General features: G+C 71.7%; 19 protein-coding genes and 1 rRNA gene. 17 read left to right on the top strand and 3 right to left on the bottom strand.

Going from position 1 to position 19,218, the window contains the following annotated elements; genetic code table 11:
• Nucleotides 1–6: 6 nt before the first annotated feature.
• A 5S ribosomal RNA gene (rrf, locus tag E1288_RS37210) occupies nt 7–123 on the top strand.
• 202 nt (nt 124–325) lie between these two features.
• On the opposite strand, the gene E1288_RS49300 is transcribed toward rrf, so the two are convergent.
• Nucleotides 326–1,837 (bottom strand): hypothetical protein, encoded by a 1,512-nt coding sequence (locus E1288_RS49300; protein ID WP_235884077.1) that lies wholly within the window; start codon nt 1,835–1,837, stop codon nt 326–328.
• Between the two features lie 39 nt (nt 1,838–1,876).
• On the opposite strand from E1288_RS49300, the gene E1288_RS37205 reads away from it, so the two are divergent.
• From E1288_RS37205 to E1288_RS37130, 16 genes are all read left to right on the top strand, one after another.
• Nucleotides 1,877–2,611, top strand: a complete 735-nt coding sequence (locus E1288_RS37205) for a hypothetical protein (protein WP_235884076.1) — start codon at nt 1,877–1,879, stop codon at nt 2,609–2,611.
• On the top strand, nt 2,608–3,618 hold the full coding sequence (locus tag E1288_RS37200) for an HAD-IIA family hydrolase (protein ID WP_132493378.1): 1,011 nt from the start codon (nt 2,608–2,610) through the stop codon (nt 3,616–3,618). Before E1288_RS37205 ends, E1288_RS37200 begins: the two co-directional genes overlap by 4 nt.
• A gap of 96 nt (nt 3,619–3,714) precedes the next feature.
• The gene (locus E1288_RS37195) at nt 3,715–3,945 is read left to right on the top strand and encodes a hypothetical protein (protein WP_207954763.1); all 231 of its coding nucleotides are present in this window, start codon (nt 3,715–3,717) and stop codon (nt 3,943–3,945) included.
• 5 nt (nt 3,946–3,950) lie between these two features.
• Nucleotides 3,951–4,790, top strand: a complete 840-nt coding sequence (locus tag E1288_RS37190; RefSeq protein ID WP_132493377.1) for a TlyA family RNA methyltransferase — start codon at nt 3,951–3,953, stop codon at nt 4,788–4,790.
• Between the two features lie 206 nt (nt 4,791–4,996).
• Nucleotides 4,997–5,893 carry an NAD kinase gene (locus tag E1288_RS37185; RefSeq protein ID WP_132493376.1) on the top strand — a complete coding sequence of 299 codons (897 nt, stop codon included), beginning with the start codon at nt 4,997–4,999 and terminating at the stop codon, nt 5,891–5,893.
• Between the two features lie 108 nt (nt 5,894–6,001).
• Nucleotides 6,002–7,813, top strand: a complete 1,812-nt coding sequence (gene recN / locus E1288_RS37180; RefSeq protein WP_132493382.1) for a DNA repair protein RecN — start codon at nt 6,002–6,004, stop codon at nt 7,811–7,813.
• Between the two features lie 67 nt (nt 7,814–7,880).
• Nucleotides 7,881–9,065 carry a putative cytokinetic ring protein SteA gene (gene steA / locus E1288_RS37175; RefSeq protein WP_132493375.1) on the top strand — a complete coding sequence of 395 codons (1,185 nt, stop codon included), beginning with the start codon at nt 7,881–7,883 and terminating at the stop codon, nt 9,063–9,065.
• Nucleotides 9,062–10,000 carry a copper transporter gene (locus E1288_RS37170; protein ID WP_132493374.1) on the top strand — a complete coding sequence of 313 codons (939 nt, stop codon included), beginning with the start codon at nt 9,062–9,064 and terminating at the stop codon, nt 9,998–10,000. The genes steA and E1288_RS37170 overlap by 4 nt, the downstream gene beginning before the upstream one ends.
• A gap of 232 nt (nt 10,001–10,232) precedes the next feature.
• A complete protein-coding gene (locus E1288_RS37165) occupies nt 10,233–11,936 on the top strand; it encodes a CTP synthase (protein WP_408014299.1) in 1,704 nt (567 codons plus the stop codon).
• A 25-nt stretch (nt 11,937–11,961) separates the two neighbouring features.
• A complete protein-coding gene (locus E1288_RS37160; RefSeq protein WP_132493372.1) occupies nt 11,962–12,609 on the top strand; it encodes an NUDIX domain-containing protein in 648 nt (215 codons plus the stop codon).
• A complete protein-coding gene (locus E1288_RS37155) occupies nt 12,573–13,553 on the top strand; it encodes a site-specific tyrosine recombinase XerD (RefSeq protein ID WP_408014298.1) in 981 nt (326 codons plus the stop codon). The genes E1288_RS37160 and E1288_RS37155 overlap by 37 nt, the downstream gene beginning before the upstream one ends.
• A gap of 163 nt (nt 13,554–13,716) precedes the next feature.
• Nucleotides 13,717–14,658 (top strand): ParA family protein, encoded by a 942-nt coding sequence (locus tag E1288_RS37150; RefSeq protein ID WP_093277037.1) that lies wholly within the window; start codon nt 13,717–13,719, stop codon nt 14,656–14,658.
• A complete protein-coding gene (locus tag E1288_RS37145; protein WP_132493370.1) occupies nt 14,655–14,993 on the top strand; it encodes a hypothetical protein in 339 nt (112 codons plus the stop codon). Before E1288_RS37150 ends, E1288_RS37145 begins: the two co-directional genes overlap by 4 nt.
• Nucleotides 14,990–15,841: a segregation and condensation protein A gene (locus E1288_RS37140; RefSeq protein ID WP_132493369.1), complete on the top strand. Its 852-nt coding sequence runs from the start codon at nt 14,990–14,992 to the stop codon at nt 15,839–15,841. The genes E1288_RS37145 and E1288_RS37140 overlap by 4 nt, the downstream gene beginning before the upstream one ends.
• A complete protein-coding gene (gene scpB / locus E1288_RS37135) occupies nt 15,838–16,458 on the top strand; it encodes an SMC-Scp complex subunit ScpB (protein ID WP_235884075.1) in 621 nt (206 codons plus the stop codon). Before E1288_RS37140 ends, scpB begins: the two co-directional genes overlap by 4 nt.
• Nucleotides 16,448–17,212 carry a pseudouridine synthase gene (locus tag E1288_RS37130; protein ID WP_132493368.1) on the top strand — a complete coding sequence of 255 codons (765 nt, stop codon included), beginning with the start codon at nt 16,448–16,450 and terminating at the stop codon, nt 17,210–17,212. Before scpB ends, E1288_RS37130 begins: the two co-directional genes overlap by 11 nt.
• A gap of 140 nt (nt 17,213–17,352) precedes the next feature.
• Here the strand turns inward: E1288_RS37130 and E1288_RS37125 are convergent, their stop codons facing one another.
• Nucleotides 17,353–18,528 carry a cation:proton antiporter gene (locus tag E1288_RS37125; protein ID WP_132493367.1) on the bottom strand — a complete coding sequence of 392 codons (1,176 nt, stop codon included), beginning with the start codon at nt 18,526–18,528 and terminating at the stop codon, nt 17,353–17,355.
• Nucleotides 18,529–18,648: 120 nt separating this feature from the next.
• Nucleotides 18,649–19,131 (bottom strand): cation:proton antiporter regulatory subunit, encoded by a 483-nt coding sequence (locus E1288_RS37120; RefSeq protein ID WP_132493366.1) that lies wholly within the window; start codon nt 19,129–19,131, stop codon nt 18,649–18,651.
• Nucleotides 19,132–19,218 lie beyond the last annotated feature (87 nt).

Raw genomic sequence — 19,218 nt, 5'->3', positions numbered from 1 at the left:
GGGGTTGTCGGTGGCGATGGCGGGGAGGGTCCGCCCGGTCCCATTCCGAACCCGGTAGCTAAGCTCCCCAGCGCTGATGGTACTGCACTCGATAGGGTGTGGGAGAGTAAGACACCGCCGACACATTATTTAAAGGGGCCGACCGGACCCGTCCTTGGGGACGGATCTCCGGTCGGCCCCTTCTTTTTGTCCGGGAGCCGTTGCTGCGCGCTGTTCGGGCGCCGCACGGTTCACACGAGTTGCCCCCGCTCACATCAGGGGTGCCACCCGCCGAGACCCGCCATCAGGTGGGACTACCCTGGTGGGAACTTCAGTATTTTCTGCTTCAGGAGGTTCGGTGTCCGGTTCCGACGACAGGAGCGGCGGTCCTCGCCGTGGGGCCGGTGCCGGCCGAGGCGGCCAGGGTGGCCGCGGAAACTTCGATCGGCGCGGTTCCCAAGGCGGTCCCCGCCGGGACCGCGACGGTGGCGGCCCGCGCCGCTTCGGCGACCGCGACAACCGCGGCTACCGCAATGATCGTGACGACCGGAACCGGGATGACCGGGGCGGCCGCGACAACTTCAGCGGCGGCCGCGACCGATTCCGCGGTCAGGGCGGGCGCCCAGGCGGTTCCCGCGACGATCGCGGTGGCTTCCGCCGCGACTCCGACAACCGTGACAACCGCTTCCGCCGCGACGACAGGCGTGACGACCGCGGTGGCTTCCGTCGTGACGACCGCGACGACCGGCCGCGCCGCTTCAACGAGCAGAACGGCCGAGACCGCGGCTTCGACCGCCGCGACGACCGCCCGCGTCGCGATGACCGCGGCGGTTTCCGCCGTGATGACCGTCGCGACGACAGGGGCGGTTTCCGGCGGGACGACCGCCGCGACGACCGAGGTCGCGATGACCGCGGCGGTTTCCGCCGTGATGACAAGCGTGATGACCGCGGCGGCTTCCGCCGTGACGATCGTCCGCGTCGTGATGACTTCCGCCGCGACGACCGGGGCCGCGACGACAGGGGACGCGACTTCCGGCGCGATGACCGCCGGGACGACCGCGGACAGGATGACCGCGGCCGCCGTGACTTCCGGCGGGACGATCGTCCGCGTCGCGACAACTTCCGCCGCGACGACCGAGGTCGCGATGACCGTGGCGGCTTCCGCCGCGACGACCGGGGCCGCGACGACCGCCCACGCCGTGACGACCGTGGAGGGTTCCGCAAGGATGACCGCGGTGGGTTCCGCAAGGATGACCGCCGTGACGATCGGGGCGGTTTCCGCCGCGACGATCGTCGCGACGACCGCGGCGGTGGCTTCCGTCGTGACGACCGGCCGGGGAAGCCCCGCTTCGACGACCGCCGCCGTGACGATCGGCCGCGTGATGACCGCCCGCGTGATGACCGCCCGCGTGACGACCGGCCCCGTGACGACCGGCCGCGCCGTGACGACCGGCCGCGCCGTGACGACCGTCGTGATGACCGCCGGCGGGACGACCGGCCGCGCCCGCAGGGCGACCGGTTCGACCGCGACCGCGGCGGACGCCCGGACCGGGACCGTCGTGGTGGGGACCACCGCGGCGGAGACCGCCGGAGCGGGCCGCGCGACGGTGGCCGCCAGGACCGGGGTGGCTTCCGGCACGACTCGCCGCGGGCTGAGTCGCGGGGCGAGGCCGCCGTCGAGTCGGCGCCGAGGCCGGAGGAGCCCCAGCTGCCCGAGGGTCTGGCGCCCGGTGATCTCGACATCGAGATCCGCCGCGAGCTGCTGACGCTGCCCAAGGGCCTGGCCGACAACGTCGCGCTGCACCTGATCGCCGCCGGCCAGCTGATCGACTCGGAGCCGGAGCGCGCCCTGGAGCACGCGCGGTATGCGCGTCAGCGGGCACCGCGCATTCCTTCGGTGCGCGAGGCCAACGGCCTCGCCGCCTACCTGACGGGCGAGTGGAACGAGGCGCTTTCGGAGCTGCGCGCCGCCCGGCGGATGGCCGGCGGTCCCGGGCACCTGGCGATCATGGCCGACTGCGAGCGCGCGATGGGGCGGCCGGAGCGCGCTGTGGAGCTCAGCCGCAGCGAGGAGGCCACCCAGCTCGACCAGGAGGACTCGGTCGAGCTGCGCATCGTCGCCGCGGGTGCGCGCCGGGACCTCGGTGAGATCGAAGCCTCGGTGGTCAGCCTGCAGATCGCGGAGCTGGACCCGAAGCTCCAGGAGCCGTGGAGCGCGCGCCTGTTCTACGCCTACGCCGACAACCTGGCGGCGGCCGGACGGGAGCGGGAAGCCTTCACCTGGTTCGTGCACGCGGCCAACGCCGACGACGAGGACGAGACCGACGCCCCCGACCGCCTCGAGGAACTCGCCGAGAAGCTGGGCGGCCCGGACGTGGTCGAGGAGCTCGTCACCGAGGCAGAGGCGGCCGAGATCGGCGACGACGATGACCTCGACGACGCTGCCGAGGTCGATGACGACCTCGACGAGCTCGACGAGGAGCTCGAAGAAGACGAAGAGGCCGATTCCGAAGCGGCCGTCGATGACGAGGCCGCCGCCGACGAAGCGGCGGATGACAAGGCTGCGGATGACAAGGCGGCCGAGCAGGACGCCGATGCCGGCAACGCAGGAGGGGGCGCGCGAGCGCAGTGAGCGGCACGCTTCTCGACGGCCATGATGTCGTGCTGTTCGACCTCGACGGCACGGTGTTCCGCGGCGGTGAACTCGTCCCCGGTGCGCTGGAGGCGATCCAGGAGGTGCACCGCCGCGGCGTCCCGGTCCGCTACGTGACCAACAACGCGTCCAAGCCGGACCAGGCCGTGGCCGACCACCTCGTCGGCCTCGGCCTGGATGCGGACCGGACCGAGGTGAGCACCAGCGCCCAGGCCGGTGCCGCGATGCTGGCCGAGAAGCTGCCGCCGGGGTCGAAGGTGCTGGTCGTCGGTTCGCCGGCGCTGGTGTCCGAGGTGGACAAGGCGGGGCTGGTGCCGGTCCGCGAGTTCACCGACGAGCCGGTCGCGGTCGTGCAGGGGCTGTACACCGAGATCGGTTACCGCGACCTCACCGAGGCGTGCCTGGCGATCCGCGCCGGCGCGCTGTGGGTCTCCTGCAACGGCGACCGCACGCTGCCGACCGAGCGCGGCCTGGCGCCCGGAAACGGTGCGCTCGTCGCGCTCGTGCAGGCGGCCACCGATCAGGAGCCGCTGGTGGCGGGCAAGCCCGAGCGGCCGCTGCTGGACCGGGCCGTCGCTTCCGCCGGGGCCGAGAAGCCGCTGATGGTCGGCGACCGGCTCGACACCGATATCGCGGGCGCGGTCAACGCCGCGATGCCGGTCTTGATGGTGCTGACCGGCGTCAGCACGGCGCGGGAGCTGCTGGAAGCCACCGCCGACATGCGGCCCGGCTACGTCGGCGCGGATCTCCGCGCCCTGAACCAGTCGGCCGACGAGGTCGCGATCGGCGCGCAGCCCGCGTGGCAGGTCCGCGTCGGCGGCGACTCGCTGGAACTGGCCGCGCAGGCCGGGGAGCAGCCGGGCGATGCGATTTCGGCGCTCCGCGCGCTCTGCGCCGCGTGGTGGGCGGCGTCGTCGGGGCCGGTCGCCGTGCGCGGAGCCGACGAGCGCGCGCAGGATGCGTTGAAGGAACTGGGTTTGGCCTGACCGGCGCATGTCGCGGCGGCGTCGTCGGAGCGTTCCGCTAGCGTGGACGCGTCGCCGCTACAGCCATCGCGGCGTGATCGATGGGAGCAGGAGCGGATGACCTCTCCGTGGCAGCAGGCGCCGAATCCCGCGATGCTGGCGCGCCCGGCCGACGACGGTCAGCCGGCGGTCGACGCCATCGCGGCGGCGGTGGCCCGTCTCGACGAGGTGCGGGAACTGCCGGTCGCCGAGCACGTCGAACGGTTCGAGGCGGTGCACGCCGCGCTCACCGATGCGCTGTCGAAGGCGGACAACCTCCTCTCCGGAACGAGTGCACACAGGAGCTGACGGTAGTGCCACGCAAGGCGCGGTTGGATGCCGAACTGGTTCGTCGCGGGCTTGCCCGATCCCGTGAACACGCCGCGGAACTGGTCACCGCCGGGCGGGTGAGCGTGCGCGGCATGGTGGCCCGCAAGGCCGCGACCGCGGTCGAGATCGATGCCCCGGTGTTGGTCGCCGAGGACTTCGACGACCCGGGCTGGGCGTCGCGCGGCGCGTACAAGCTGGTGGGGGCGCTGGAGGCGTTCGAGCCGGCCGGGCTGACGGTCGCCGGCCGCCGCTGCCTGGACGCCGGCGCGTCCACCGGCGGGTTCACCGATGTGCTGCTGCGCCGCGAAGCGCGCGAGGTGGTGGCCGTCGACGTCGGTTACGGGCAGCTGGTCTGGAAGCTGCAGACTGATGAGCGGGTGCGGATCCACGACCGGACGAACGTGCGGTCGCTGACCCCGGAGGACATCGGCGGCCAGGTGGACCTGGTGGTGGCCGACCTGTCGTTCATCTCGCTGAAGCTGGTGCTGCCGGCGCTGACAGCCTGCGCCACGCCGGAAGCCGATCTGGTGCCGATGATCAAACCGCAGTTCGAGGTGGGCAAGCAGCGGCTAGGCTCGGGTGGCGTGGTACGCGATCCCGAGCTGCGGGCGGAAGCGGTCCTCGAGGTCGTGCGGTTCGCCGCCGATCTGGGCCTCGGCCTGCGCGGTGTCGTGGCAAGTCCGTTGCCCGGTCCGTCGGGCAACGTCGAGTACTTCGCCTGGCTGCGGCCCGGCGCGAGCACCGATGCGGATGCGGCGGAGGCGCTCGTGTTGGACGCGGTCCGGCAGGGACCCCAGACTTCAGGCAAGAGCTCGCACCGTTGACTGATTGTTTCTAGAGTGGTTTGCGTGGCGGTGCGGGTGGCGGAACCTCAGGAGCCTTCTCGCTGTGGGATCCCCGACATCATGAATGCCAATTCACCACGTCGGGGCTGTCCTCGCGAGAAGACCCCTGAGAACCCGCGGCGGTGCAAGCTGAGTCCCACACCGCAAGCGGCTCCCGCCGCTTAGAAAAGCTTTAAGGAGTGGAGTTGACCCGAGAGGTGCTGCTGGTGGTGCACACCGGCAGGCAGCACAACATGCGCACCGCGGAGAAGGTCGCCGGTCAGCTCATCGACGCGGGCCTGTGCGTGCGGGTGCTCGCGGAGGAGGCCCCGGAGCTCAGCTCCGACTGCTACCTCCGGGTGGTCGAGCCCGGCCCGGAGGCGGCCGCGGGCACGGAACTCGTCCTGGTGCTGGGCGGTGACGGGACACTCCTGCGCGCCGCGGAAATCGCGCGGCTGGCCGACGTGCCGGTCTTCGGGGTGAACCTCGGCCGGGTCGGGTTCCTGGCCGGGGCCGATTCCGACGCGCTCGACGAAGCGGTGGCCGCCGTCGTCGAGTCCCGCTACTACGTCGAGGAGCGGATGACCATCGAGGTCACCGCGAAGCTCGACGGCGAGGTCCTGGCCCGCACCTGGGCGCTGAACGAGGCGAGCGTCGAGAAGAGCAGCCGGGAGCGGATCCTGGACCTGGTCGTGGAGGTCGACGGCCACCCGGTGTCGGCGTTCGGCTGCGACGGCGTGCTGTGCTCCACCCCGACCGGTTCCACGGCGTACGCGTTCTCCGCGGGCGGCCCGGTGGTGTGGCCGGAGGTGCAGGCGCTGCTGGTAGTGCCGAGCAACGCGCACGCGCTCTTCGCCCGCCCGCTGGTGGTGTCGCAGAAGTCGTTGGTGGCGCTGGAGATCGACCAGCACGGCCACCACGCGGTGCTGTTCTGCGACGGTCAGCGGCAGTTCGACCTGCCGCCGGGCGCGCGGGTCGAGGTGGTCGCCGGGAGCACGCCGCTGCGCCTGGTGCGGCTGCACGACACGGCCTTCACCGATCGCCTGGTGCGCAAGTTCGAGCTCCCGGTCCAGGGCTGGCGCGGCCCCGCCACCGCCCGCTGAGCCGCGGCGGCGCCGCCTGCACAGCTGCAAACAGCCACAATTTCAATTCATGCGCTGATCACCCCAGCGGGGCACCACTTCTCGGGGGATGCCGATAGGGTGCTTGATGTGTTGGCGGAGATGCGCATCCAGGGACTGGGCGTCATCGACGACGCCACGCTCGCACTGCACGCCGGCCTGACCGTGGTCACCGGTGAGACCGGCGCCGGTAAGACGATGGTGGTCACCGGGCTGCACCTGCTCGGTGGTGGTCGGGCCGATGCCTCGCGCGTCCGGTCCGGTGCGCAGCGTGCCGTCGTGGAGGGCCGGTTCCAGACGACGATCGACTCGCCGGCGGCCAAGGTCGCCGCCGATGCCGGGGCCGAGCCCGACGACGACGGCAGCCTGATCGCGGTGCGGACCGTGACGGCCGACGGCCGGTCGCGAGCGCACCTCGGCGGTCGGTCGGTGCCCAACGCCGTGCTTTCCGAGCTGGCGGAGCAGGTGTTGGCCGTGCATGGCCAGAACGACCAGCTGCGGCTGCTGCGGTCCGGTGAGCAGCGCGCGGTGCTGGACCGGTTCGCCGGTGATCCCGTGCTGTACGTGCTCGCCGACTACCAGCGGGTCCGCGCGGAGTGGGCCGAAGCGGTGCGGGAGCTCACCGAGCGCACCGAACGCTCGCGGGAACTGGCCAGGGAAGCGGAGCTGCTGCGGCACGGGCTGGCCGAGATCGAGGCCGTCGCCCCGGAATCCGGTGAGGACGTCGCGCTGGTCGACGAGGCGCGGCGGCTCGCGGACGTCGACCAGCTCCGGGAGATCGCGACGGGGGCTCATCTGGCGCTCACCGGCGCGGTCGACGGCGACCCGGATGCGCCGGGCGCGATCGGCTTGATCGGCGAGGCCCGGCGGCGTCTCGGCGGCGCCGAGGACCCGGCGCTGCGGGAGCTGGAGCCGCGGGTGGCCGAGGCCGTCGCGGTGCTGGCCGACGTGGGCGGCGAGCTCGGCGGCTACCTGGACCGGCTGGACGCCGACCCGGCCCGGCTGGAGCAGGTGCTGGCCCGGCAGGCCGAGTTGAAGCAGCTGACCAAGAAGTACGCCGCGGACGTCGACGGCGTGCTGGCGTGGGCCGACGAAGCGCGCAGCCGGCTGTCCGGGATGGACACCTCCGAGGAGGCGCTGGCGGCGCTGGCCGCGCGGCGCGACGAACTCGCGGTCGAGCTCGCCGAGCACGCGGTCGCGGTTTCGGAGGCGCGGAAGGAAGCCGCGGTGGGGCTCTCCGCGGCGGTTTCCGAGGAACTCGACGGGCTGGCGATGCCGCAGGCGCGGCTGGAGGTCGTCGTCGAGCCGAAGGAAGCCGATGCCGGCGACCCGAACGCGCTGCCCGTGCAGGGCCGGACCCTGCACGCCGGCCCGGACGGGGTCGACGAGGTCGAGCTGCAGCTGATCGCGCACTCCGGTGCGCCCGCGCTGCCGATCCACAAGGGCGCCTCGGGCGGTGAGCTGTCCCGGGTGATGCTGGCGCTGGAGGTCGTGCTCGCCGACGCGGACACGGTGCCGACGCTGGTCTTCGACGAGGTCGACGCCGGTGTCGGCGGACGGGCCGCGGTGGAGATCGGGCGGCGGCTGGCCCGCCTGGCCCGGACGCACCAGGTCGTGGTCGTCACCCACCTGCCGCAGGTCGCCGCCTACGCCGACCGCCACCTGGTGGTGGACAAGGGCGCCGCGGACGGCGGGCTGACCCGCAGCGACGTGCGGGTCGTCGCCGACGAGCGGCGGGTCGTCGAGCTGGCGCGGATGCTGGCCGGGATGGATTCCACGGAGACCGGCCGGGCCCACGCGGAGGAGCTCCTGGACACCGCGACGGCCTACAAGCTGGCGCAGGCCCGCTTCCGGCGGCGCGGCAAGGCGGCTCCCAAGAAGCGGGAACGCAGCGGCAACTAGGCCGTTCGGCCCAACGGCATCGGCGTGGCGTACCAACAACAGGTGATCGATTTGTCACCATCGGTGCATGAAACTCAGCGGTCTGCTTGCCCGTCAGCAGGAAAGCCTGCCCGGTGTGGTCGGGATCGCCAGGGTGGAGCGGCGCCCGGGTGATGTGCTGCGCCGGGTCCGGTCCGGCGACATCGCGGTGATCGACCACGCGGACCTGGACCGGCGCACGGCCGAAGCGCTGGTCTCGGCCGGGGTGATCGGGGTGGTCAACGCCGCCCCGTCGATCTCCGGGCGCTACCCGAACCTCGGGCCGGAGGTGCTGCTGTCGGCAGGCATCGCGCTGGTCGACGGCGTCGGCCCCGAGGTCGTGCACCGGATCAAGGACGGCGCGAAGATCCGGCTGCACGAGGGCGGCGTGTTCGTCGGGGAGCGGGAGGTCGGGCGCGGGACCTCGCAGGACGCCAACTCCGTCGCCGATCTGCTCATCGAGGCGAAGGCCGGGATGTCGACGCAGCTGGAGGCGTTCTCGGCGAACACCATCGAGTTCCTGCGCAAGGAGCGGACGCTGATCCTCGACGGCATCGGCGTGCCCGAGCTCGGCATCTCGATGGAGGGGCGCCAGGTGCTCGTGGTGGCGCCGGGCTACGGCCACGCCGACGACCTGCAGCGGCTGAAGAAGTACATCCGCGAGTACCGGCCGGTGCTGATCGGGGTGGAGGGCGGCGCCGAGACGCTGCGCAAGGCCGGGTACAAGCCGGACGTCATCGTCGGCGACCCGGACACCATCGCCACCGCCACCCTCAAGTGCGGCGCGGAGCTCGTGATCCCGGCGCATCTCGACGGGCACGCGCCCGGCCTGGAGCGCATACAGGATCTGGGGATCGGCGCGGTGACGTTCCCGGCGTCCGGGAACCCGGAGGACCTGGCGCTGCTGCTCGCCGACGCGCACAAGGCGAGCCTGGTGATCACGGTCGGGTTCCACGCGACGCTGGGCGAATTCCTCGACCGCGGGCGTTCCGGCTCGAACCCGTCGACGTTCCTCACCCGGCTCCGGTTGGGCAGCAAGGTCATCGACGGGGCCGCGGTGGCGACGCTGCAGCGCAGCCGGACGCCGGTCGGCGCGATCGTGCTGCTGGTCCTCGCGGTGCTGCTGGTGGCCGCCGTGGCGCTGGTGGTCTCCGGGCTGGGCACCGCGTTCGTGGGGCTGGTCGCCGACACCGCCGAGTCCGTCTTCGCTTATCTCAAGGGGCTTTTCTCGTGATCTCGTTGCGGTACCACATCGTGTCGATCGCCGCGGTCTTCCTGGCGCTGGCCGTGGGCGTCCTCGTCGGATCCACGTCCCTCAGCGGCCGGCTGCTGGCGGGAGTCGGCGACGAGCAGCGGTCCCTGCAGGCGCAGGTCGACGACCTCAACGCCGAGCGGACGACGCTCAAGACGCAGGTCGCGGCCGCGGACACGTTCGGCTCCGCGGTCGGGCCGATGGCCGTGCAGGGCCAGCTGGCGCAGCGCAGCGTCGTGCTGATCACCTCCGACAACACCGACGACCAGCAGCGCGACGCGGTCGGGCAGCTGCTGCGCGCGGCGGGTGCGGAAGTCACCGGCGAGGTGCGGCTGGGCAAGTCGTTCGCCGACCCGGGCCGGGCGGACCAGTTGCGGCGCGTGGTCACCGAGCTGCTGCCCGCCGGGGTGCAGCTGCCCACGGCGGCGGATCCCGGCACCATGGCCGGCGGCCTGATCGGGCCGCTGGCCCTGCTGAACCCGCAGAGCGGGCAGCCGCAGACCGGCGACCAGGAGCGGGCGGCGGCGTTCGCGGGCCTGGCCGACGGCGGCTTCGCGACCGCCTCGCCGGGCCTGCGGCCCGCGCAGCTCGCCGTGGTGCTCACCGGCGGCCGGATCGAGAGCGACCGAGCGGGCGACAAGGCCGCGACGCTGGCTCGCTTCGCGGCGCAGCTCGACCGCGCGGGCCAGGGCGCGGTGCTCGCCGGTGGCGCGGGCTCGGCGGACGGGACCGGGCCGGTCGGCGTCGTGCGCGCGGATCCGGCGCTGGCGTCGTCGTTGTCCACGGTGGACAACCTGGACAGCGCCTCGGGGCGGGTGGCGGTCGTGCTGGCGTTGCGGGAGCAGGCCGAGCGGCAGGCCGGGCACTACGGCGTCGCGAGCAGCGCGCAGGGTCCGGTGCCGGAGACCCGCGGCTAGTGTTGATGCTCACCGCGGCGGCCCATCGCGGCGGATGCGGGCGGTGACCGGCTGGTAGGCCGCCGGATGGCGGTTGACCTGGCCGGTCGCCCCGACGCCGTGCGGCGGGTCTCGGTGCACGGCCCCGGTGGTCGTGCGTTAGGCTGGAATTCCGTGGGAGCGACGGATCCAGCCGTCCTGCCAGTGCAGAAATCCAGCCAGGCGACGGCTTGACCACGGGGAGCTTTTGTTGGTGCCGCAAGCACGCACGATCAAGCACGTTTTCGTCACGGGGGGCGTGGCCTCCTCGTTGGGTAAGGGGCTCACGGCATCCAGCCTGGGCGAACTGCTGACCTCCCGCGGCCTGCGGGTGACCATGCAGAAGCTCGACCCGTACCTGAACGTCGATCCGGGAACGATGAACCCGTTCCAGCATGGTGAGGTGTTCGTGACCGAGGACGGCGCCGAGACCGACCTCGACATCGGGCACTACGAGCGGTTCCTGGACCGCGACCTGACCCGCAACGCCAACGTGACGACCGGCCAGGTGTACTCGACGGTCATCGCCAAGGAGCGCCGCGGCGAGTACCTGGGCGACACGGTGCAGGTGATCCCGCACATCACCGACCAGATCAAGGCCCGGATCCGGGCGATGGCCGAGCCGGACGAGGACGGCCGCACGCCGGACGTGGTGATCACCGAGGTCGGCGGCACGGTCGGCGACATCGAGTCGCTGCCGTTCCTGGAGGCCTGCCGGCAGGTTCGACACGACGTCGGCCGGGACAACTGCTTCTTCCTGCACGTGTCGCTGGTGCCGTTCCTGGCGCCCTCGGGCGAGCTGAAGACCAAGCCGACGCAGCACTCGGTGGCGGCGCTGCGCAACATCGGCATCCAGCCCGACGCGCTGGTGTGCCGGGCGGACCGGGACCTGCCTGAGGACCTCAAGCGCAAGATCGCGCTGATGTGCGACGTGGACTCGGACGGCGTGGTGGCCTGCCCGGACGCGCCGTCGATCTACGACATCCCGCGGGTGCTGCACGGCGAGGGCCTGGACGCCTACCTGGTGCGGCGGCTCGGGCTGCCGTTCCGCGACGTCGACTGGTCGGTGTGGGGTGACCTGCTGGACCGGGTGCACAACCCGTCGGAGCGGGTGCGGATCGCGCTGGTCGGCAAGTACGTCGACCTGCCCGACGCCTACCTGTCGGTCACCGAGGCGCTGCGCGCCGGTGGGTTCGCGCACCGGGCGAAGGTGGAGATCTCCTGGGTCGGCTCGGACACCTGCGAGACCGACGCGGGCGCGGCGCAGGCGCTGTCCGGGATGGACGGCGTGCTGATCCCGGGTGGCTTCGGCGTGCGCGGCATCGAGGGCAAGCTCGGCGCGATCCGCTACGCGCGGACCAACGGCATCCCGCTGCTGGGGCTGTGCCTGGGCCTGCAGTGCATGGTGATCGAGGCGGCGCGTTCGCTGGCAGGTCTGGAGCGGGCCAACTCCACGGAGTTCGAGGAGCCCGCCAAGCACCCGGTGATCAGCACGATGGCCGACCAGCACGACGTGATCTCCGGTGACCGGGACATGGGCGGCACCATGCGGCTCGGTTCGTACCCGGCGAAGCTGCAGGAGGGCTCGATCGTCGCCGAGGCGTACGGCTCCACCGAGGTCGCCGAGCGCCACCGGCACCGCTACGAGGTGAACAACTCCTACCGGGACCGGTTGGGCAAGGCGGGCGTGGTGTTCTCGGGCACCTCGCCGGACGACCGGCTGGTGGAGTTCGTCGAGCTGCCGCGCGAGGTGCACCCGTTCTTCGTGGGCACCCAGGCGCACCCGGAGCTCAAGAGCCGTCCCACCCGTCCGCACCCGCTGTTCGCGGCGTTCGTTAAGGCGGCCCTGGACTACCGCGCCGCAGAACGGCTGCCGGTGGAGCTGGAGCCCGTCCAGGAGCCGGCGCCCAGTGCGTGATCTTAGTTCGCTCTAAAGTGGCGGCGTGGACACGACGGAGCAAGGTGTCGCGCGCACCGACGGCGAGCACGAATTCACCACCCTGGCCAGCGAGGACGTGTACGTGGGGAAGATCCTCGCGTTGCGGGCCGATGAGGTCGGGATGCCCGGCGGCGGGCACGCGCGTCGCGAGGTCGTCGAGCACCTCGGGGCGGTCGCGGTGGTGGCGGTGGACGAGCACGACCAGGTCGTGCTGATCCACCAGTACCGGTACCCGCTCGGCCGGCGGCTCTGGGAGCTGCCGGCCGGGCTGCTGGACGTGGCGGGCGAGGAGCCGGTGCGCACGGCGCAGCGGGAGCTCGCCGAGGAGGCGGGGCTCGCGGCGCGGGACTGGTCGGTGCTGGTCGACGTCGCCACCTCGCCGGGCTTCACCGACGAGTGCATCCGAGTGTTCCTGGCCACCGGACTGTCCGATGTGGATCGTCCGGCGGCGGTCGGGGACGAGGAGGCGGACCTGGTGATCCGGCGTTTCCCGCTGGCCGATGCGGTGCGGATGGCGCTGGCCGGGGAGATCGTCAACGGTCCCGGCGTGGCCGGGCTGCTCGCCGCCCAGGCGGTCCGCGACGGCCGGGGGCGGCCGCGCCCGGTGGACGCCGAATGGCCGGACCGGCCCCAGCGCTTCGCCGCCCGGTGAGGGGTTTCGAGGAGCTGCCGCCGGACCTGCGCGGGGCGATCACCGGATACCTCGACCACCTCGCCGTCGAGCGCGGCACCGCCCGCAGCACCCTCGACTCCTACGCCAGGGATCTGCGCCGGTACGCCGAATTCCTGGTCGGGGAGGGGATTTCCGGGCTCGCCGAGGTGCGCTCGGAGCACCTGTCCGGATTCCTGGCCGAACTGCGGGAAGGCACCGAGCAGCGGCCCGCGCTCGCACCTTCGTCCTCGGCGCGGGCCCTGGTCGCCGCCCGCGGCCTGCACCGGTTCGCGCATGCCGAAGGGCAGCTGGCGGTCGACGTCGCGCGCGAGGTCGCGCCGCCGAGCCTGCCCAAGCGGCTGCCGAAGGCCCTGCCCATCGACGACGTCGGGAAGCTGCTCGACCACGCCGGTGGCGATGACGCCCGGGGCATGCGGGACCGGGCGCTGCTGGAGTTGCTGTACTCGACGGGAGCGCGGATCTCCGAAGCGGTCGGGCTGGACCTCGACGACATCGACGGCACCAACCGCACGGTCCTGCTGGACGGCAAGGGCGGCCGCCAGCGGCTGGTGCCCATCGGCCGCCCGGCGCTGGCGGCGCTGGACGCGTACCTGGTGCGCGCCCGGCCCGGCCTGGCGGCGCGCGGGCGCGGAACCGCCGCGGTGTTCCTCAATTCGCGCGGGACCCGGCTTTCCCGGCAAAGCGCGTGGAACGCGTTGAAGATCGCCGCGCAGCGCGCCGGCATCGGCGGCTCGGTTTCGCCGCACGTGCTGCGGCACTCCTTCGCCACGCACCTCGTGGAGGGCGGTGCCGACGTCCGCGTGGTGCAGGAACTGCTGGGCCACGCCTCTGTCACGACGACGCAGGTCTACACCCTGATCACGGTCAACACGCTGCGGGAGGTCTACGCGACGGCCCATCCGCGCGCACACGCTTCGGAGTGAGTTGGTGACGCTGCGAATGCGGGCCGGCGGCGCAGGGGGTAGACGTTGATCACACGGAGATCACAGGGAACTTCCGATACGTCGGCGAGGCGCGTTGCCGCTGGTAACGAATGCCACTTAGGCTGCGTTTGATCGCCACCGGCACCAAAGGAGTCAGATCGCCATGTCGCTACCGCAGCCCGCCGCCGAAGGGCGGCCCCGGGGCGCGGTCGACCTGAGCATCGCCCCGGAGACGACGGGTCGTGCGGAAGACGTCGGCCTGGCGCCGAATCCGCGCGGTCTCGGTCCGACTGGCCGGCCACGTCGGCACATCCCGGAGCCGCCGCTGCTGGACCGGCACGGTCCCGCGTCGGTGCTCGCGATGTGCAACCAGAAGGGCGGCGTCGGGAAGACCACGTCGACGATCAACCTCGGCGCAGCGCTGGCGGAGTACGGGCGCCGGGTGCTGCTGGTGGATTTCGATCCGCAGGGCGCGCTCTCGGTCGGCCTCGGGGTCCAGCCGCACCAGCTCGATCAGACCATCTACAACGTGATCATGGAGCGCCCGGTCTCCGTCCAGGACGTGGTGCGGCAGACCAGCGTCGAGGGCATGGACCTGCTGCCCAGCAACATCGACCTCTCCGCGGCCGAGGTGCAGCTGGTCGCCGAGGTGGGCCGGGAGCAGACCCTGCACCGGGTGCTGCAGCCGGCGCTGGGGGAGTACGACTACGTGCTGGTGGACTGCCAGCCGTCGCTGGGCCTGCTGACGGTGAACGCGTTGGCGGCGGCGGACGGCGTGATAATCCCGTTGGAGTGCGAGTTCTTCAGCCTGCGCGGCGTGGCGCTGCTGATCGACACCATCGAGAAGGTCCGGGAGCGGCTGAACCCGAAGCTGGAGATCAGCGGCATCCTGGCGACCATGTTCGACCCGCGCACGCTGCACTCCCGCGAGGTGATGGCGCGCGTCGTGGAGGCGTTCGGCGACATCGTCTTCGACGCCGTGATCAACCGGACGGTGCGGTTCCCGGAGACCACCGTGGCCGGCGAGCCGATCACCCGCTGGGCGCCCCGCTCGGCCGGCGCGCAGGCGTACCGGGAGCTGGCGCGCGAGGTGATCGCCCGATGACGCGGCGGGTCGCCCTGCCCGGCGCGGCCGAACTCTTCCGTACTACTGTTCCTCGGACGGATCAGGCGGAGCAGCCGGAGCCGGAGCCGGCGCAGCCCGCAGCTGGGCGGTCCGGTACGGGTCGGCGCAAGCACGATTCGAAGATCACCGTGTACGTGTCCGACGAGGAGTTGCTGGGCTTGGAGCAGGCGCGGCTGGCATTGCGGGCCGACCACGGCATCGCCGTGGACCGGGGCCGGGTGGTGCGGGAGGCGGTTGCGGTGGTGCTCGCCGACCTCGACCGCAACGGCGCGGACTCGGTGCTGGTCCGGCGCCTCCAGGAGCCCGGCGAGTGACAGACCCCGCGGTACCGGAGGAACGGTCCAGCGAGGACTCCGGCGCGAGCGGCCGGTTCACGGTGCGGCTGGAGAACTTCGAAGGCCCCTTCGACCTGCTGCTGCAGCTGATCTCGCAGCACCAGCTGGACGTCACCGAGGTGGCGCTGCACAAGGTCACCGACGAGTTCATCGCCTACACCAAGGCGCTCGGCGAGCAGTGGGACCTGGACGAGACCACCGAGTTCCTGGTGATCGCCGCGACCCTGCTGGACCTGAAGGCGGCGCGGCTGCTGCCCTCCGCGGAGGTGGAGGACGAGGCCGACCTGGCGCTGCTGGAGGCCCGCGACCTGCTCTTCGCCCGGCTGCTGCAGTACCGCGCCTACAAGCAGGTCGCCGCGTTGTTCGGCGAGCTGGAGGCCGGGGCGCTACGGCGCTACCCGCGCTCGGTGTCGGTCGAGGAGCGGTTCGCGAACCTGCTGCCGGAGGTGCAGATCGGGGTCTCGCCGCAGCGGTTCGCCGAGATCGCGGCCGCGGTGTTCCGGCCGAAGCCGCCGCCGACCGTTTCGCTGGACCACATCCACCAGCACGGCGTTTCGGTGCGCGAGCACGCGGCGCTGCTGCGGGTGCGGCTGGCGGAGAAGGGCAGCGCGACGTTCGGGGAGCTCGTGTCGGACTGCGGGCACACCGTCGAGGTGGTGGCCCGGTTCCTGGCCCTGCTGGAGCTCTACCGGGAGAAGGTCTTGCAGTTCGAGCAGGAGAGCCCGCTGGGCGAGCTGCTCGTGCGCTGGGTGGGCGGCAGCGTGGCGGAGGCTCAGGTCGAAGCCGATGCGCAGCGCGCCAACCAGGAGGAAGAGGAGTACGGGTGACGGCAGCGAACGACGAGAGCCCCGAGGCGCGCGCGGCGGAGTCCGAGGCGGTGGAGACGGCGGGCGTGCCGGACCTGACCTCCGACAGCGCGCTCGATGCCGCGTTGGAGGCGCTGCTGCTCGTGGTGGACGTGCCGGCGGGCGAGGAGCTGCTGGCCGACACGCTGGAGCAGCCGGTGGCCCGGATCCGGGTTGCGCTGCGGCGGCTCTCCGACGGTTACGCCGACGCCGAGCGGGGCATTGACCTGCGGCGAATCGGGGACGGTTGGCGGTTCTACACGCGGGATGCGTACGCGCCGTACGTGGAGCGGTACCTCCTGGACGGGCAGCGCTCGAAGCTGACGCGCGCCGCGCTGGAGACGCTCGCGGTGATCTCCTACCGGCAGCCCGTGACGCGTTCGCGGGTCGCGGCAGTACGGGGTGTGAACGTCGATGGCGTCATCCGTACCCTGGTGGGGCGCGGCCTTATCGAAGAGGCCGGAACCGACCCGGAGACGGGCGGCATCCTGTACTGCACGACCGAGCTGTTCCTGGAGCGGCTGGGGCTGTCGTCGCTGAAGGATTTGCCACCGCTCGCCCCCTTGTTGCCCGAAGTGGATTCGATTGATGACGTCTGAGCACCGTTCCCCGTCCAGCAAAGCCGATTCCGAAGGCGTGCGGCTGCAGAAAGTGTTGTCCCAGGCCGGGGTGGCGTCGCGGCGCGCGGCCGAGGAGATGATCGTCGAGGGTCGGATCGAGGTCGACGGCGAGCTCGTCACCGAGCTGGGGCGGCGCGTCGACCCGGCGACCGCGGTGATCCACGTGGACGGCAACCGGGTGATGGTCAACGACGACCTGACGCACCTGCTGCTGAACAAGCCGACCGGCATCCTGTGCACCATGTCGGACGACAAGGGGCGCCCGTGCATCGGTGACTACCTGCGGGAACGCCAGGGCAAGCTGTTCCACGTGGGCCGGCTGGACCAGGACACCGAGGGCCTGCTGCTGATCACCAACGACGGGGAGCTGGCGAACCGGCTGATGCACCCGAAGTACAAGGTGCGCAAGACCTACCTGGCCGAGGTGCTCGGGTCGGTCCCGAAGGACCTGGGGCAGCGGCTGCGCGACGGCGTGGAGCTGGAGGACGGTCTGGTGAAGGTGGACCGGTTCAAGCTGGTCGACACGAACCAGAACCGGTCCCTGGTGGAGATCGTGCTGCACGAGGGCCGGAACCGGATCGTGCGGCGGCTGCTCAAGCACGTCGGCCTCCCGGTGCAGCGCCTGGTGCGGACGCGGATCGGCGACGTGCGGCTGACCAGCGAGCGCCCTGGCGCGATCCGGCCGCTGAACCGGCAGGAGATCGGCTCGCTGTACCGGGCCGTCGGCCTCTGACGTTCCTCGGACCCTGTCTCGCGTCGGCGGGACCGGGTCCGATGTGTCTACAGTGTTAATGATTTCAGTGTTGAGTGAAATTTAACGTCCGGAAGAGAGCCTTCGGCCGATCCGCTCGGGAGCAGCCGAAGGCTCTTCGTTCAGGCCTTCTTGACCTGGCGGGGGAGGAAGAGCCGGGCCACCGGCTCGACGACCCGGGCCGCCACCGGGCCGAGGATCGCCATCAGCAGCACGTAGGCCGTGGCCAGCGCCGCGAGCTCGCCGGGCACCGCGCCGGAGGCGACCGCCAGGCCGGCGATGACGATGGAGAACTCGCCGCGGGCGACCAGCGCAGCACCGGCCCGCAAGCGGCCCATCTTGCCCACGCCCTGCATCCGGGCGGCGAACCAGCCGGTGATCACCTTCGTCGCCACGGTCGCCACCGCCAGCAGCAGCGCGATCGGCAGCACCGGCGGGATCTGGCTGGGGTCGGTGTTCAGGCCGAACACGACGAAGAACAGCGCGGCGAACAGGTCGCGGAGCGGCTCCAGCATCCGGGTCGCGTTCGCCGCCGTGGACCCGGAGATCGCGATGCCCAGCAGGAACGAGCCGACCGCCGCCGAGACCTGCAGCTCCGAGGCGATGCCCGCGACCAGCAGCGCCGAACCCAGCAGGCGGAGCAGGAAGACCTCCGGATCGGGGCTGTCGATCAGGGCCGAGACGTACTTGCCGAACTTCAGCGCGACGACCAGCACCAGGGTGATCACGACCAGCGACACCCCGACCGCGGTGAGGCCGCCGAGGAAGCTGACGCCGGCCAGCACGGCGGTCAGGATCGGCAGGTAGACGGCCATCGCCAGGTCTTCGAAGACCAGGATCGACAGGATCACCGGCGTTTCCCGGTTGCCGAGCCTGCCCAGGTCACCGAGCACCTTCGCGACGATGCCGGAGGAGGAGATGTAGGTGACACCGGCCATGGTGAGCGCGCCGAGCGGGCCCCAGCCCAGCAGCAGCGCCACCAGCGCGCCGGGCACCGCGTTCAGCACGATGTCGACGATGCCGGCCAGCCAGGAGCGGCGTAAGCCGGTGACGAGTTCACCCGCGGAGTACTCCAGGCCCAGCAGCAACAGCAGCAGGACCACGCCGATCTCGGATGCCAGGTGGGTGAACGGCTCGATGCCGTGCAGCGGGACGAGGCCGCCTGTGCCGAAGGCCAGCCCACCAAGCAGGTAGAGCGGGATCGGTGACACCCCGATTTTCCATGCGAGTCTCCCGAGGATGCCCAGACCGAAGAAAACCGCACCCAGCTCTATTAGGGAGATCGCCGTGTCGTGCACCGTGTTTCCTCTCGCGTGTTCCCTGCGTATGGAGTTGTTAGGGGTTCGGCACGCGTTGGACCGCCGTTGGTGACGCGTGTCCCGGTCCGGTGGCCGGGAAAGTGTGCGGAGCGGGCTGGATCAGCCCTTTTCCAGGATTTCGCTGGCTGCGCGCAGCCCCTTCGAGGTGCCCACGACGACCACCAGGTCGCCGGCGGCGAACACGAAGTCCGGTCGCGGCGAGGGATGCACTGTGCCGTCGCGGACGACGGCGACGATCGACACCGAGGTGCGGGTGCGCATCTCGGTGTCGCCGAGGGTCCGGCCGTCGTACGGGGAGCCCTGGGCGACGGACAGCTGCCAGGTGGTGATCCCGGCGACCTCGCTCTGCTGCTCGTTGAGCTGCGCGACCAGTTGCGGGGCGCCCAGCAGGTTGGCCAGCGTGCTGGTCTCGGTGGTGGTCAGCGCGACCGAAGCGGCCACCTTGTCCGGGTCCTCGTGGTCGGAGACGATCAGCTCGAACCGGCCGTCGCGGTAGGTGATCACGCCGATGCGGTGGCCGGAGCGGGTGGTGAAGTCCTGCTGCGTGCCGAGCCCCGGCAAGGGGGTCACTGTTACGTCCACGCCCGAGACTGTATTAGGAGATCTTTCGCATTTGTCCCGCGGTCCGGATGGATCTGGACGCGATTGGGATGCGCGCGGGCGGACCAG

Origin of the sequence: Saccharopolyspora elongata (assembly GCF_004348985.1) — a bacterium.
In the GTDB taxonomy this organism is placed as follows: domain Bacteria; phylum Actinomycetota; class Actinomycetes; order Mycobacteriales; family Pseudonocardiaceae; genus Saccharopolyspora; species Saccharopolyspora elongata.
This window is presented reverse-complemented; position numbering and strand designations above follow the sequence as displayed.

What these genes read in the sequence shown, in the direction of transcription:
- E1288_RS37155 (WP_408014298.1), top strand. Translation starts at nt 12,573, where the DNA reads ATGGCCGGACCGGCCCCAGCGCTTCGCCGCCCGGTGAGGGGTTTCGAG.
- E1288_RS37195 (WP_207954763.1), top strand. Translation starts at nt 3,715, where the DNA reads ATGACCTCTCCGTGGCAGCAGGCGCCGAATCCCGCGATGCTGGCGCGC.
- steA (WP_132493375.1), top strand. Translation starts at nt 7,881, where the DNA reads ATGAAACTCAGCGGTCTGCTTGCCCGTCAGCAGGAAAGCCTGCCCGGT.
- E1288_RS37145 (WP_132493370.1), top strand. Translation starts at nt 14,655, where the DNA reads ATGACGCGGCGGGTCGCCCTGCCCGGCGCGGCCGAACTCTTCCGTACT.
- E1288_RS37150 (WP_093277037.1), top strand. Translation starts at nt 13,717, where the DNA reads ATGTCGCTACCGCAGCCCGCCGCCGAAGGGCGGCCCCGGGGCGCGGTC.
- E1288_RS37130 (WP_132493368.1), top strand. Translation starts at nt 16,448, where the DNA reads ATGACGTCTGAGCACCGTTCCCCGTCCAGCAAAGCCGATTCCGAAGGC.